This is a genomic window from Campylobacter concisus (assembly GCF_902460875.1).
Lineage (GTDB): Bacteria > Campylobacterota > Campylobacteria > Campylobacterales > Campylobacteraceae > Campylobacter_A > Campylobacter_A concisus_AA.
On the sequence record NZ_CABPVR010000004.1, the window covers coordinates 190,654 to 204,836 of the forward strand.

Sequence of the window (14,183 nt, forward strand, 5' to 3'; positions counted from 1 at the left end):
AACCAAAAAGGAAGAATAAATGAGCAAGATTCTTAATAATCTAACTGTTCTTATCGTTGAGAATGAGGGAGATGGTAAAAAAATAGTACAAGAAGTTATGCGAGATAAATTCGAAAAAGTTATCACTGCTCAAAATGGCGATGAAGGACTTAAGAAATTTAAAAAATATAATCCAAATATGGTTATAACAGACGTTTTTATGCCTATAATGAATGGCCTTGATATGGCTAAAAGCATTAAAGAAATTTCAAAAGATACACCTATTATAGTTTTTAGCACAAATAGTGAAAAAGAGACACTTCTAAAAGCGATAGATGTCGGTATTGATAAATACGTTTTAAAGCCGATTGATCTTGATGATTTTTTGGTTACGTTAGAAAATGTTGCTAAAAATAAGATAGAAACAGCAAATATTATTCAGGTTACAAATGGATATAGTTTTAATAAAATAAAACGTGTGCTTATTAGAGATGGTGTTGAAATTTCTCTTACAAAAAAAGAGCTTGCATTTATATCTTTACTCATAAAAAGACTTGGTACGCTTGTACTTCACGATGAAATAAAAAATGTTGTTTGGGTTGGCGAGAGCGTGACAGAGGCTGCTATTAGGACCTTCGTTAAGCGTGTCAGAGATAAAGTCGGTAGTAATTTTATAAAAAATGTTCCTGGACTTGGTTACAAAATAGATAGAAGACTCTCCTAGTAAAAGAGAATTTATATTAATTAAGTCTTTTTATAGTTTTTCTACTCTAAAATAACCGAAAATTAATATAAATTTAACTAGGAGGAAAATTTATGCGACCATCCCAGTTGCTACATTATGATTATAGTGTGGCAAAACTCTTTATGTTCTCCACGATATTTTTTGGTATTGTTGGCATGGCTATTGGTGTTTTGGTAGCTTTTCAGCTTGCCTGTCCTGATCTAAACTATATAGCTGGTGAGTATTCGGCATTTGGTAGATTGCGTCCTCTTCATACTAACGGTATCATTTTTGGTTTTATGCTCTCTGGTATATTTGCCACTTGGTATTACATAGGACAGCGTGTTCTAAAAGTATCAATGAGCGAATCTCCGTTTTTGATGTTCATTGGTAAGCTTCATTTTTGGCTTTATATACTTGTTATGATTCTAGCTGTCGTGACACTTTTTATGGGCGAGAGTACATCTAAGGAGTATGCCGAGCTTGAGTGGCCACTAGATATTGCAGTAGTAGTAGTCTGGGTGCTTTGGGGTGTAAGTATATTTGGACTTATTGGTATACGCCGCGAGAAGACACTTTACATCTCGGTTTGGTATTACATTGCTACATTCCTTGGCGTTGCTATGCTTTATCTATTTAATAACATGGAAATTCCAACAAGACTAGTTAGTGGATATGGCTCATGGCTACACTCAGTTTCGATGTATGCCGGCTCAAATGATGCTTTGGTTCAGTGGTGGTATGGTCACAACGCAGTTGCGTTTGTATTTACAGTAGCGATCATCGCCCAAATTTATTACTTCTTACCAAAAGAGAGTGGACAGCCAATATTTTCTTATAAGCTTTCGTTATTTTCATTCTGGGGCCTTATGTTTATCTATCTTTGGGCTGGCGGTCACCACCTAATATATACTGCTGTGCCTGATTGGATGCAGACTATGGGTTCGGTTTTTTCTATTGTTTTGATTTTACCTTCTTGGGGTTCAGCTATTAATATGCTTCTTACAATGAAAGGCGAATGGACACAACTTCGTGAGAGTCCGCTTATTAAATTTATGATTTTAGCTTCAACTTTTTATATGTTTTCAACTCTTGAAGGCCCTATCCTAGCTATCAAATCTGTAAATGCACTAGCTCACTATACTGACTGGGTGCCAGGACACGTACATGATGGTGCACTTGGCTGGGTTGGTTTTATGACTATGGCAGCACTTTATCACATGACGCCACGTGTCTTTAAGCGTGAAATTTATTCAAAATCCTTAATGGAAGCTCAATTTTGGATACAAACAACAGGTATTGTTTTATACTTTGCTTCGATGTGGATTGCTGGTATTACGCAAGGTATGATGTGGAGAGCGACTGATAGCTATGGAAATTTACTCTACTCATTTATTGATACTGTTGTAGTGCTTATACCTTATTATTACATTAGAGCTATTGGTGGACTTTTGTATTTGATTGGCTTTTTGATGTTTGCTTACAATATCTACAAATCAACTTCTGCTAAAGCTATTTTGGCAGAGCCAAAAAGTGCAACGCCTATGGGCAGTGCTAAAGCCAATGCGGAGGTGATGTGATGTTTGCTTGGTTAGAAAAAAATCCATTCTTTTTTGCAGTTTGCGTCTTTATCGTCATAGCTTATGCTGGCGTGGTAGAAATTTTACCTGACTTTGCAAATAGAGCTAGACCACTTGAGGGCACAAAACCTTATACAGTTTTAGAGCTTGCTGGAAAAAATATATATATACAAAATGGTTGCAATACTTGCCACTCACAGATGATACGTCCATTTAAAGCTGAGACTGATAGATATGGCATGTACTCGCTAAGTGGCGAATTTGCTTATGATCGTCCTCATCTTTGGGGTTCAAAAAGAACGGGCCCAGATCTTATGCGTGTGGGTAATTATAGAACGACAGATTGGCATGAAAATCATATGTTAAACCCAGCCTCTGTTGTGCCAGGTTCGATCATGCCAGCATATCCATTTTTATTTAAGAAAAATGCTGATATAGAGACTGCTTACGCTGAAGCACTAACTGTTAAAAAAGTCTTTAATACGCCTTATGATGAGAAAGATATGCCAGCTCTTGGCACTTTTGAGCAAGCAAATGCTAACGTGAAAGAGCAGGCTGCAAGCATCGTTGAAAGTATGAAAGATGAGCAAGTAAAAAGTGCCTTTGCAAAGGGTGAAATTCGTCAGATTGTGGCACTTATCGCCTATCTAAATAGCCTAAAATAGGAGTTAATAATGGATATTAGAGAACTTCAAGCTTATGGCTATTTTATTTTGACAGCATTCTTAGCTATCACTTTGTATGCTTATTTTTTTCATCTTTATAAAAGTGAAAAGCAAGGTAGAAGAAATTATGAGAAATATTCGAAATTAGCCCTAGATGATGAGATCGGAAGTAAAATTTTAGAGCAAAAGGCTACAAAGGAGAGCGTATGCAATGGCTAAATTTAGAAGATAATATAAATTTACTTGCGTTAATAGGTGCCATCTTAATTATCGTACTAACTGTCGTTGTAGCTGGCAAGTATGTTGGTCAAATGAAAGTTAAAAAAGATGAAAGCGTAGAGCTTAGTGAGCACAACTGGGACGGTATAGGAGAATACAAAAATCCAGTTCCATTTGGTTGGGCGGTAGTTTTTTTACTAACTCTTGTTTGGGCGATTTGGTATTATTTACTTGGTTATCCACTAAATTCTTACTCACAAATCGGTGAATATAATAAAGAAGTAAAAGAAGCAAACGCTAAATTTGAAAAAGAGTATGCAAACCCAAGCAAAGAAACGCTTCATGCTATGGGAGAGAGCGTATTTTTGGTGCAATGCTCGGCATGTCATGGCATCACAGGCGATGGCATTGGTGGCAAAGCTGCAAATTTACAAATTTGGGGTAGCGAACAAGGAATAATTGATACGATACTAAATGGTTCAAAAGGGCTTGATTATCCTATGGGTGAGATGCCAGCGGGACTAGCTGATGCTGATGGAGCAAAGGCTATCGCAGCTTATGTTGCAAAAGAGATAAGTGCTATAAAAAGTACAAAAAATGAAAATTTAGTAGCTATGGGAAAAGAGCTTTACGCAGCTTGTGCAGCTTGTCACGGAGATGATGGCAAAGGCATGGATGGTATGTCGGCTGATCTTAGTAAATATGGCTCAAGTGAGTTTATAGTAGATGTACTAAATCGTGGTAAAAATGGCAACATTGGTGTTATGCCTAAATTTAATGATGGCAGATTAAATGAGATACAACAAAAAGCAGTTGGCGAATATGTCATATCGCTATCAAAGGGCGAATAATGGAAAATAAAAATAGAAATATCTTTGCTTTAAATGGTATTAGCGGTTATTTGGTGGCAGTTTTGCTTTTGCTATCTATCCTTGGCGTACTTACTTATATTGGTATTGGCTTGCAAAAAGATGTAGCAACCAAACCTTACTCATTAAAAGATGCAAGTAACATTGAGATGAAGAGCGTTGATAACGCTAAACACGTCATTATAAAGGAGTAGTGATGCTAGGCATAATAGAAAAAGCCATAATCTTGCTTATAGTTATTGCAGGGGCTATTTGTGCGTGGTCAGTGCTTACATCAAACCACCTTTTTGTAGGCTAGGTGTGAGAAAATTTATACTCACTTTTATATTTTTGCTCTCACAAAGTTTGGCTTTGGGAGCAAATTTTGTGATAAATAATGATGAAATCCTAAGCCAAAAAGTAAGTGTAAAGCTAAATGAGATCGGCAGTGAGCTTTACGCAAAAAGCGGTATAAATTTAGTGGTTGGCGTATATAAAGATGGTGAGCTAGAAGCTCTTTTTAAAGAGCAAAACCTTAGCTTGCCTTATGCTTTTTTACTGCTTATAAAGGATAAAAAGAAAGTAGAAATTTTTACCGATGCTAATACTTCAAAGCTTTTTAATAAAGAACAAATTTTAAGTGTAAATCCAGAGTCGGGAACGATAATTCCTATTTTGGTTTCTAAAAATGGCAAAGATGTCTATAATGCCGCTATATTAAATGGCTACGCTGATATTGCCGAACAAATAGCATCTAGCTTAAATTTACAGCTTGAAAGTGGTGTTGGAAATTCAAATAAAACTACATTAAATTTTTTAAGATTTTTCATCTATGGTCTAGTTGCATTTTTTATAATTGTTGTCTTTTATAAAAAGGTAAAAAATGGATAAAAAAACCTTTTGGCCTTATGCTATCGTGCTTAGCTTCATTGCTATCATTATCGCTTGCGCAGTAACGATCATTATAGCACTAAAACATCCAGTTGAGATGGATAGCTCTTATATGCAAAGCTACCAAAATGTCGATGAAAACATAACCTTTATCAAAGAGAGTGAAAAACGCTTTGATGAGAAATTTGATCTAAAATTTGAGCCAAATTTTAATACCCTAAATGCCAAGTTTAAATTTCATCTAACTCCTAAAAAAGGAGAAATTTCAGCTTTAAAATATGAAATTTTACTCACTCGCCCACAGACAAATAAAGAAAATAAAATTTTAAGAGCTTCATGGCAAGAAAATGATCTAGTAAGCGAAGAAACAAGTCTACAAGAAGGTAGATGGCAACTACTTTTAAGGCTAAGTGACACTAATGACACAAGGTATTATAAATTTGATCTTAACGTCACAAAATGATCTTAAAATCGCAGCTTTGGTATCTGAGAAAGATCTCAAAGCTGGATCTAAATTTTAATAAACTAATCTTTTTGGCTAAATTTAAAACCAAAATACTAAGTTTTTATTAAATAAAGCTATAAATCAAATCTCTTTAAATCCAAAATTTAATCCCAAACGCTCGCAAGTGCCGACATATTCTTTAAATTTATAGATTAGTGGATGCCATTTTTGCGTATCTATCTTTTCATCTTTTAGTAAATTTTCATCTACAAAAATGCCTGTAATCTTACAAGTAACGATGCTAAACCACTCTTTTAACTCTATCTTTTCTACAACCGTTTCTATCTGCATCTTGCACTCTTTTATCCTGACGGTTTTTGCATTTATGCCAGGCTCTTTGCTGAGATTTGCCACCTTAAATTTGTCATGCTCGTAGGTGTAGCCAAGATTCTTTTTTTCTTCTGGCACGTTACTATCGCCAGTTAGTTTTTCCATTTTTTGCACAGCTTCTAGCAGACTCTCATCACATAAATTTAGCGTGATATCTGAACCGTTTTTGATATTTTTAAAGCCTTGATTTTCAATGCCTATGCCAAGCACTACTGTATTTCCTAACGTCCAAGAAGATGAAAGCACCGTGATATCATCGTTTGCGTTTTTATCTTTTGTGGTAGCCAGCAAAACCGGAAAGCCGTAGTAAAAACCTTGTCTATTTAACTCTTTATGCATTTTTGCTCCTTTTTTGTGATTGTAGCTTTTGGCTCTTTAAGGCTTAAAATTTTAATGTATTTAGATAAAAATTTAAAGCTTTAGCTAAGCGTAAAAAGCGCTCTTTTATCAGCATTTAGCTATCATTGCTTAAAAATTTAAGAGAGAAAAATGCATAACCTAAACCAACTTTTTGTATTTACGAACTCGCGTAAGATTCGTGAATTTAATGCAAGTTTTAATGATGAGCTAATCCCAAAAAGCCTAAGCATTGCCGAGTTTTATAAAAAGATAGTTTATGTAGATGGTAGATTTGAGATTGATAGCACCTATGCTTTAGTGCTTATGAATAGAGCCTGTGCTAGCGTCAAAAAGGCAAACTCGGTTCTTAAAATTCCAACTGAGTTTTTTGAATTTTTGAAAAATAATGACTATCTTTTTTCATTTTTTAAAGAGCTAGCTATTAGTAAAAAGAGTATTGCTGAGATCAAATTTAACGATATTTACGCTAACTTTGAGGAGCATTTAAACATACTTGAAGAGGTTTTAAAAGAGTATGAGAGCTTGCTTGATAGAGAAAATCTCTACGATGATATAACCTTGCCAAAAATTTACTCCATTAATGAAGGCTATATCAGAAGCTTTAGTAAAATTTCACTACACATAGATGGAATTTTAAGCGAATTTGAGTGGGAAATTTTAGAGAAAATATCAAAGCTAACTACGCTAAAAATTATCTTTCAAACTAGTGTTTTCAATACAAAGCTAATCAATAAAATAAAGCAAATTTCAGCTATTAGCGAGATTGAAAATTACAAAAAATATGAGCTAGATTTAAAGACAAATGAGCTAATTTGCTTAGAAAATATCAAAAAATTTGAGCCAGTTTTAGAGAAGCGATTTGCCACTAGAAGCCTGCAATGTGCCTACGCTATGGCAAAGGCGAGCGAGTTTGTGCGTGAGGGCATAAAGCCTGAAAACATCGCTGTTATATTGCCAGATGAGAGTTTTAGTGAAATTTTAAGGCTTCATGATAGCAATAAAATTTTTAACTACGCTATGGGTGAGAGCTTTAAAAATACAAAATTTTATGAGACGCTTTTTTACATTACAAGAGCGATCAATGAAGAGGCAAGGCCGGTTTTTGATCAAAGCAAGTGTGAGAGCTACGAGGAGCTTGGCTTTATCTTGAACACGCTTAGCGTAAGTGAAGAGCTTTTTAATAAATTTAAATCAAGCTACTTTGATCTTTGTGACTTTGCTAAATTTAAAGAGCTAATAGACGAGCTTTTAATGCTTGAAAATGAGCCAAGATGCGAAGAGAAGCTCGCGCTTGAGCTTTTTAGGATTGAGAATTTATGTAGGTATTTTAGCTTTAGCTTAAAGCAGTTAAGTGAAATTTTTTTGCTAAATATATCACGCCTTAGCATCGATGATGTGGGTGGTGGAAAGATCAGTGTCATGGGCATGCTTGAGAGCCGTGGAATGAAATTTGATGGTGTGGTCATAGTTGATTTTAATGATAACTTCATCCCAGCAAGAAGCACAAACGAGATGTTTTTAAACTCGAAAGTGAGGCAAAAAGCAGGACTTATAAGCTACCTTGAGCGTGAAAATTTGCAGAGATTTTACTATGAAAGTCTTATAAACAATGCCAAAAAGGTCGCCATAAGCTGTGTTTTAAACGAAGAGAGTATTCCTTCAAGATTTTTAAAAAATTTCAAAACAATAAAAGATGAGAAATTTAGTGACGAGGCGTATTTAAAATTATTTTTAAAAGGAAATACAAGCCTAAATTTAAGCGATGATGAGATCATTTTGGAGCATGATTTTTTCACTAAACCGCTATCATTTTCGACACTAAATTTATTTCTAACTTGCCCAAGAAAGTATTATTACGCAAAGATAGCTGGTATAAAAGGAGCAAAAGCAATAGCAACTGAGCCAGGATCTAAGCAGGGAAATAGCGTGCATAAGGCGCTTTATGAATACTATACAAGTGATTTTTATAGACAAAAAAATATATTTGATTTGGCTATTTTTAAAGAAATGCTCGCAAAGCAAGATTTTTCTTCGCTCGAGCTTGAGATTTGGTCGCAGAAATTTAAAGAATACGCAGAGTTTGAAAATGAACGTTTAAGTGCTGGCTTTAGAGTGCTTGAGTGTGAAAAAGATATAGAGAGTGATTTTTGTGATGTAAAGATAAAAGGCATTATCGATAGGATCGATGCTAGCCCTGATGGCGAGCCTTTTATACTTGATTATAAAACTGGTGAGGCAAATGCGAACTCGCTTCAGCTTGCATTTTATGAAGCACTTTACGGTAGCGAGGTAAAAAGTGCTTACTTTGCTCTAAAGAATGAACCTATGCTTATCAGCTCTAAAAAAAGCGTGGATGATCTAAAGGCTGAGATAGAAAATCTAAAGAGCATAAATAACACTAAGATAAATTTTGAAAGAAAAAGCGGAGCTTGTAAATTTTGCGAGTATGCCATACTTTGTAGGAGAGAGTTATGAAAGATTTTTTAGCCCTAAAAGCAAGTGCTGGAAGCGGAAAAACATTCGCTTTAAGCGTTCGTTATATCGCTTTGGTGCTTAGAGGCGAAAATATAAACGAGATCATCGCTCTAACCTTTACCAAAAAAGCGGCCAATGAGATGAAAGAGCGCATAATCACAACTTTTTTGGACTTGCAAAACAAAAAAAACGAGCTTGATAAGCTTTGCAAAGAGCTTAGTTTGAGCCAAGATGAGGTCATAAAAAGACGCGATGAGAAGCTTGATAGGTTTTTGCAAAGTGAGCTAAAAATTTATACATTTGATGCATTTTTCTCTGGAATCCTAAAAAAATTTAGTCAAAATTTAGGACTTAGTCCTGATTACAGCGTGCAAGATAGTCTGCAAGATCTGGCGTGGAAAAAATTTGTAAAAGAGGCAAGCAAAGATCAAAAGCTTCTTAGCGAGCTTGCACTCATGATGATCATCTCGAGCCAAAAAGAGGCGAGCTTTTCACAGACTTTAGCTAAATTTTATGAGAGCTTTGGTGGTGAGCTAAAAGATAGTGGTGCAAGCTATCCAGATGATAGCAAGGTAAGAGCGGCGCAAAAGGAGATAAATGAGCATATAGCCTTGCAAAATGGTGCTAGTGATACTGCCAAAAAGACATTTAGTGAGCAAAATTTATTTGAGCTTTTTAAAAACAAGGTCTTTGAAAGAGAGAGCCTAGATTACCGCACTTTTAGTAAAATTTATACAAGTGAGCTTAATAGGCTCTTTAACGAGCTAAAAGAGGTGGCAAAAGAGTATATTTTGGAGGTTGAAAGGTACAGACTTAGCGGTTTTAGCAAGCTCTTAAACGTTTATAAATACTCAAATTTAGAGCTAAATAAAGAGATAAATGCTTTAAGTTTTGCTGATATAAATAAACTGGTCTTTAAGCTTTTGGTTGAAAATTTTGATAAAGATGTGCTTTATTTTAGGCTTGATGGCCGCATAAATCACCTTTTGATAGATGAGTTCCAAGATACAAACGTGATCCAATATGAGATCATCTTGCCAATTATCAATGAAATTGTTTCAGGATACGGGCAAAACGGGCTTGGAAGCTTCTTTTACGTTGGAGATACGAAGCAGAGTATCTATAAATTTAGGGGCGGTAAAAAAGAGCTTTTTGATAAGCTGGGAGATGATTTTAGTCAGATAGATATAGAAAATTTACCAAGTAACTATCGCAGCTTAAAGGCTTTAGTGAAATTTAATAACGCTGTTTTTGAAGAAATTTACCATAGGTATAGGCTTAGCTTTGAGCCACAAGAGCCAGCTAAAAAAGATAAGGAGCTAAGCTACAAAGTAAGTGGCGAGTGTCCTTATTTTGAGGCCAAGGAAGATGATTACGGTTACTTGCGTGTGCTAAGCGATGAAGATATCGCGAGCGCAGCAGTTTCACAAGTAAAAGAGCTACTTGCTGCTGGCGTAAATGCAAGTGAGATAACTGTGCTTTGCTGGAAAAATAGTGACATCAGCCTCATCTCAGAGGTGCTTAGCAGTGAGGGGATAAAAAGCGTAAATGAAGGTACTTTGGAGCTAAAGCGAACACCGTTTGTTGCAGCGATCATCGAGTATGCGAAATTTTGTCTTTTTGGTGAAGAAATTTATGAAAAAAATGTAAAAGCACTTGTAAACACAAATCCTAAAAAATTAAAAATAAAAGCTGAAGATAGTGCGACAAAAAGCCTATTTTATCTAGCTAAAAATTTATATATAAATATGGCTGATGTTGATATTTTAAGGCTTTTTGAGCTAAGCAGTGGCTACAAAAATTTAAGCGATTTTATCTTTAACCTTGAAAATTTCAGTTCTAAAATCAGTCCTAAAAATGCTGACGGCGTAAAGATAATGACCGTTCATAAGTCAAAAGGGCTCGAGTTTGCTCACGTGATAGTTTGTGATATGATGAGTAAAGGCAGAGGCGATGACTCAAACTTTATAACAGAATATAGCGAAAAAGGCGAGTGGATAGTAAAAAGCCGAATTTCTGGCAGAGAAAATTTTGACCCTGAGTATGCTGGCGTGTTAGAGCAAATAAGAGAGCTTGAGAAGCAAGAAAATACCAATAAAATTTATGTTGCTTTCACTAGGGCTACAAAGTCGCTTATTATCATTAAACAAGCTGCTCCAAGTGGAAATAGTCCTAGCTTTTTTTCTTTTTATACTAGAAGTGATAAAAGCGAAGTAAACGACTATCTTGATCTAAAAGAGTTTAGTTTTGGCAAAATTTTACCTAGCAAGAGCGAGCAAAAAGAGGCAAAAAAAGATGAAAAAATGCCTGAAATTTTAAAGATAGAAAGGCAAGAGATAGAGGCAAGAGAGCAAAAAACGAGCGGTAAAAATTTAGAGGCAATCTATTTTGGCTTAGCGTTTCACTATTTACTTGAGATGAGTGAGAAATTTGATGAAAATTCGCTTTTAAAAGCCAAGAGTTTAATACTAAATAAATTTTATAAATTTCTCTCACCTGATAGGCTTGAAGATGCCTTTAAACGGGCAAAAATGCTAATAAATGAGCCAAAATTTATAGAGTGCATAAAAGATAAAGAAATTTACAAAGAGCAGCCATTTAAAGTAAAAAATGAGTTAAAACAGATGGACTTATTTTGTGTTGGAGAGAGCGAAATTTGTGTGATAGACTATAAAACAACAGATAAAAATATTGAGGAAAATAAAAAACAAGTTGGAGAATATAAAGAGGCATTAAGTAAATTTTATCCAAAGCATAGTATAATCGCCGTCATCTTCTACGCTCTTGATGGAAAAATTTCATATATTCAAGTTTAAATGCTACTTAATTTAAGCTTTATAAAAGCATTGTTTAAATACAATCACAACTCAAAAATTAACTTGGCAAAGGTAAGAAAATGACAAAAATAACAAAGCCAAACGAAGTTAAACGAGACTGGATCGTTGTTGATGCAGCTGGTAAACGTTTTGGTAGATTGCTAACTGAGGTAGCAACTATACTTCGTGGCAAAAACAAACCATGCTTCACGCCAAACGTAGATTGTGGCGACTATGTTATCATCATAAATGCTTCAAAAGTAGAATTTACTGGCAATAACAAAGCTGAAGATAAACTTTATCACAGACACTCAGGATATTTTGGTAGCGTAAAGAGTGAAAAATTTGGCGATTTGATAGCAAATAAGCCAGAAAAACTATTTAAATTAGCTGTTCGTGGAATGCTTCCAAAAACTAAACTTGGAAGAGAGATGATAAAAAAACTAAAAGTTTATGCTGGCAGTGAGCATCCTCATACGGCACAAATAGCTAAAAAAGAAGGAAAATAATTATGGCAAAAGTTTATGCAACTGGTAAAAGAAAAACTGCCGTAGCAAAGGTTTGGATAAAAGCTGGAAGCGGTAAAATCGTAGTAAATGGTATGGATCTTAATACTTGGCTTGGTGGACATGAAGCTATAAAGCTTAAAGTAATTCAGCCACTTCTAGTTACTAAACAAGAGAGTTTAATAGATGTAGTAGCTACAACTTTAGGTGGTGGTTATTCAGCACAAGCTGAGGCTTTAAGACACGGCATTTCACGTGCTTTAGCTGACATGGATGCTGATTTTAGAGCGGCGCTTAAACCAAAAGGCTTGCTAACTAGAGATTCTCGTGTTGTTGAACGTAAGAAATTTGGTAGAAGAAAGGCTAGAAGAAGCCCACAATTCTCTAAACGTTAATGGTTTTTTGCAAGTGCTTTTGCATTTGCAAAATTTAGGTTATGTAAATTTCAGATTTACATTATTAATTAAATTAGAATTTAGAGTTGGTTTATATTTTTTTAGTTAAAATGAAACCACTTTAAAATAAATCCTAAGAAAGGAATTCTAAATATGAAAAAGATTGCTTTAGCTATGGTTGCCGCAACAGCGGTTTTTGCGTCTAACGCAGCATATAATTATGAAGTTACTCCAACTATTGGTGGTGTTCACCCAGAGGGAAATCTACGTGTAAAAGACCATAACTTTGTTGGTATTAGAGCGGCTAGAAATCTTGAAGATTTCTTCTTTGATCAAGTTGAACTTGGTGTTGATTACTCTCAAAAACTAAAAGAGAGAACAGGTGATGTTGTCAGAGAAGGCAGAGCTCTTAGATACCACGCTAGCCTTGTAAAAAATATCGTTGACTTTGGACCAGTTAGCTTATATGGTTTAATCGGTGCTGGTTATGAAGATGTTCCAGCTATTTTTGTTAAAAATGAAGATGGCGGCTTTGGTCAATATGGTCTTGGTTTAAGATACCAAGTAACTGATAGATTTGCTCTTAAAGCAGAAGCAAGAGACGCTATCAAATTTGAACATGCTGATCATAACCTATTCTATTCACTAGGCTTTGGTATCGGTCTTGACTCAAAAGCAGCTCCAGTTGTGGCAGCAGCTCCAGTTGCAGCAGCAGCTCCAGCAGCAACTCCAGTTCTTGATGATGATAATGATGGTGTGCCAAATGATATAGATCAATGCCCTAACACTCCAGCTGGCGTAGTTGTTGATGAAAGAGGATGTGAAAAAGTTATCGTTCTTAGAGATTTAGATGTTAACTTTGCATTTGATAGCTATAAAGTCGGACCAAAATATGCAGCTGAGATCAAAAAAGTAGCTGACTTTATGGGCGAACACCCAGATTATAAAGTTGTACTTGCTGGTCACACCGATAGCGTAGGTGCAGAAGCTTATAACCAAAAACTATCTGAAAAAAGAGCAAAAGCAGTAGCTGATGTTCTTGCTGGCTATGGCGTAAGTGAGGATAAAATTTCAACAGTTGGCTACGGCGAACTTAAACCAATCGCTACAAACAAAACTAAAGAAGGTCGCGCTCAAAACAGACGTGTTGAAGCTACTTTCAACAAATAATTTTATAATTTAAAATTACTTCTTTAGGGCTTGGCTTCGGCTAAGCCCTTTTTTATTTCTGCGGAGAAAATGATGAAAAAAACCATACTTTTTGATTTGGACGGTACGCTTATTGATTCAACTTCTGCTATTTTAAAAGGATTTGATAGAGCTTTCTTATCCCATGGTAAAAAAGAGCCAGACCATAATTCATTAAAGTCTTTGGTTGGTCATCCGCTTGAAATAATGTTTGAAAGACTTGGTGCAAGCAAAAATTTAATTGATAGCTATATAAAAGAGTATAAAGCTTGCTACGAAAAAAATTATCTTGATGAGACGGTACTCTTAGATTATGCAAGTGAAGCATTGAAGGAGGCAAGTAGCTTTGCTGATGTTGGTATAGTTACTACGAAAACTTCAAAATTTTCTATTATCTTGCTTGAGCATTTAGGAGTTATGAAATATATAAAAACTGTTATTGGAAGAGACGATGTTGCTAATCCAAAACCAAATCCAGAGCCAATAAATTTGGCTTTAGATAGACTTAATAAAGATAAAAATAATGCATTTATGGTAGGTGACACCATTATGGATCTAATGGCTGCGCAAGCTGCTTTTATTACAGGCGTGGGTCTAACTTGTGGATATGGTCAAAAGAGTGATTTGGAGAAATTTAGTAAACATATTTTCTCAAACCCATTTGAAGCCGTTAGCTTTATAAAAGAGGTTTAGTAATCTAAT

15 protein-coding genes are annotated in these 14,183 nt (G+C 35.2%); 14 read left to right on the forward strand and 1 reads right to left on the reverse strand.

The features are described 5' to 3' along the window. Positions 1-19 precede the first annotated feature (19 nt). The 8 genes from F3H01_RS02660 (at position 20) to F3H01_RS02695 (ending at position 5,369) form a co-directional block, all read left to right on the forward strand. On the forward strand, positions 20-703 hold the full coding sequence (locus F3H01_RS02660) for a response regulator transcription factor (protein WP_021090989.1): 684 nt from the start codon (positions 20-22) through the stop codon (positions 701-703). A gap of 92 nt (positions 704-795) precedes the next feature. Continuing rightward, positions 796-2,283 (forward strand): cytochrome-c oxidase, cbb3-type subunit I, encoded by a 1,488-nt coding sequence (gene ccoN / locus F3H01_RS02665; RefSeq protein WP_084041628.1) that lies wholly within the window; start codon positions 796-798, stop codon positions 2,281-2,283. Then, a complete protein-coding gene (gene ccoO / locus F3H01_RS02670; protein WP_084041629.1) occupies positions 2,283-2,948 on the forward strand; it encodes a cytochrome-c oxidase, cbb3-type subunit II in 666 nt (221 codons plus the stop codon). Before ccoN ends, ccoO begins: the two co-directional genes overlap by 1 nt. Positions 2,949-2,954: 6 nt before the next feature. After that, positions 2,955-3,167, forward strand: coding sequence for a cytochrome c oxidase, cbb3-type, CcoQ subunit (locus tag F3H01_RS02675; RefSeq protein WP_081004420.1), 213 nt, complete (start codon positions 2,955-2,957; stop codon positions 3,165-3,167). Further along, positions 3,155-4,018 (forward strand): cbb3-type cytochrome c oxidase N-terminal domain-containing protein, encoded by an 864-nt coding sequence (locus tag F3H01_RS02680; protein WP_103592810.1) that lies wholly within the window; start codon positions 3,155-3,157, stop codon positions 4,016-4,018. Before F3H01_RS02675 ends, F3H01_RS02680 begins: the two co-directional genes overlap by 13 nt. Next, positions 4,018-4,230: a DUF4006 family protein gene (locus tag F3H01_RS02685; protein ID WP_103579726.1), complete on the forward strand. Its 213-nt coding sequence runs from the start codon at positions 4,018-4,020 to the stop codon at positions 4,228-4,230. The genes F3H01_RS02680 and F3H01_RS02685 overlap by 1 nt, the downstream gene beginning before the upstream one ends. A gap of 106 nt (positions 4,231-4,336) precedes the next feature. Continuing rightward, entirely contained in the window at positions 4,337-4,906 is a 570-nt protein-coding gene (locus F3H01_RS02690; protein ID WP_149724739.1) for a hypothetical protein, read from the forward strand. Then, entirely contained in the window at positions 4,899-5,369 is a 471-nt protein-coding gene (locus F3H01_RS02695) for a FixH family protein (protein ID WP_149724740.1), read from the forward strand. The genes F3H01_RS02690 and F3H01_RS02695 overlap by 8 nt, the downstream gene beginning before the upstream one ends. A 123-nt stretch (positions 5,370-5,492) precedes the next feature. On the opposite strand, the gene F3H01_RS02700 is transcribed toward F3H01_RS02695, so the two are convergent. Continuing rightward, positions 5,493-6,080 (reverse strand): flavin reductase, encoded by a 588-nt coding sequence (locus F3H01_RS02700; protein ID WP_149724741.1) that lies wholly within the window; start codon positions 6,078-6,080, stop codon positions 5,493-5,495. Between the two features lie 150 nt (positions 6,081-6,230). On the opposite strand from F3H01_RS02700, the gene F3H01_RS02705 reads away from it, so the two are divergent. The 6 genes from F3H01_RS02705 to F3H01_RS02730 all read left to right on the forward strand — a co-directional run bounded on the left by F3H01_RS02705 (position 6,231) and on the right by F3H01_RS02730 (position 14,174). After that, positions 6,231-8,576, forward strand: a complete 2,346-nt coding sequence (locus F3H01_RS02705) for a PD-(D/E)XK nuclease family protein (RefSeq protein ID WP_149724742.1) — start codon at positions 6,231-6,233, stop codon at positions 8,574-8,576. Continuing rightward, positions 8,573-11,392, forward strand: a complete 2,820-nt coding sequence (locus F3H01_RS02710) for a RecB-like helicase (protein WP_149724743.1) — start codon at positions 8,573-8,575, stop codon at positions 11,390-11,392. Before F3H01_RS02705 ends, F3H01_RS02710 begins: the two co-directional genes overlap by 4 nt. A gap of 80 nt (positions 11,393-11,472) precedes the next feature. Further along, entirely contained in the window at positions 11,473-11,901 is a 429-nt protein-coding gene (rplM, locus tag F3H01_RS02715) for a 50S ribosomal protein L13 (protein ID WP_002939292.1), read from the forward strand. Between the two features lie 2 nt (positions 11,902-11,903). Further along, entirely contained in the window at positions 11,904-12,293 is a 390-nt protein-coding gene (gene rpsI / locus F3H01_RS02720; protein ID WP_021084780.1) for a 30S ribosomal protein S9, read from the forward strand. 153 nt (positions 12,294-12,446) lie between these two features. After that, positions 12,447-13,463, forward strand: a complete 1,017-nt coding sequence (locus F3H01_RS02725) for an OmpA family protein (RefSeq protein WP_149724744.1) — start codon at positions 12,447-12,449, stop codon at positions 13,461-13,463. Positions 13,464-13,535: 72 nt separating this feature from the next. Continuing rightward, entirely contained in the window at positions 13,536-14,174 is a 639-nt protein-coding gene (locus tag F3H01_RS02730; protein ID WP_149724745.1) for an HAD family hydrolase, read from the forward strand. Positions 14,175-14,183: the final 9 nt, after the last annotated feature.

Coding starts and splice junctions, on each gene's coding strand:
- F3H01_RS02660 (WP_021090989.1), top strand. CDS start 20: ATGAGCAAGATTCTTAATAATCTAACTGTTCTTATCGTTGAGAATGAG.
- ccoN (WP_084041628.1), top strand. CDS start 796: ATGCGACCATCCCAGTTGCTACATTATGATTATAGTGTGGCAAAACTC.
- ccoO (WP_084041629.1), top strand. CDS start 2,283: ATGTTTGCTTGGTTAGAAAAAAATCCATTCTTTTTTGCAGTTTGCGTC.
- F3H01_RS02680 (WP_103592810.1), top strand. CDS start 3,155: ATGCAATGGCTAAATTTAGAAGATAATATAAATTTACTTGCGTTAATA.
- F3H01_RS02685 (WP_103579726.1), top strand. CDS start 4,018: ATGGAAAATAAAAATAGAAATATCTTTGCTTTAAATGGTATTAGCGGT.
- F3H01_RS02695 (WP_149724740.1), top strand. CDS start 4,899: ATGGATAAAAAAACCTTTTGGCCTTATGCTATCGTGCTTAGCTTCATT.
- F3H01_RS02700 (WP_149724741.1), bottom strand. CDS start 6,080: ATGCATAAAGAGTTAAATAGACAAGGTTTTTACTACGGCTTTCCGGTT.
- F3H01_RS02705 (WP_149724742.1), top strand. CDS start 6,231: ATGCATAACCTAAACCAACTTTTTGTATTTACGAACTCGCGTAAGATT.
- F3H01_RS02710 (WP_149724743.1), top strand. CDS start 8,573: ATGAAAGATTTTTTAGCCCTAAAAGCAAGTGCTGGAAGCGGAAAAACA.
- rplM (WP_002939292.1), top strand. CDS start 11,473: ATGACAAAAATAACAAAGCCAAACGAAGTTAAACGAGACTGGATCGTT.
- rpsI (WP_021084780.1), top strand. CDS start 11,904: ATGGCAAAAGTTTATGCAACTGGTAAAAGAAAAACTGCCGTAGCAAAG.
- F3H01_RS02725 (WP_149724744.1), top strand. CDS start 12,447: ATGAAAAAGATTGCTTTAGCTATGGTTGCCGCAACAGCGGTTTTTGCG.
- F3H01_RS02730 (WP_149724745.1), top strand. CDS start 13,536: ATGAAAAAAACCATACTTTTTGATTTGGACGGTACGCTTATTGATTCA.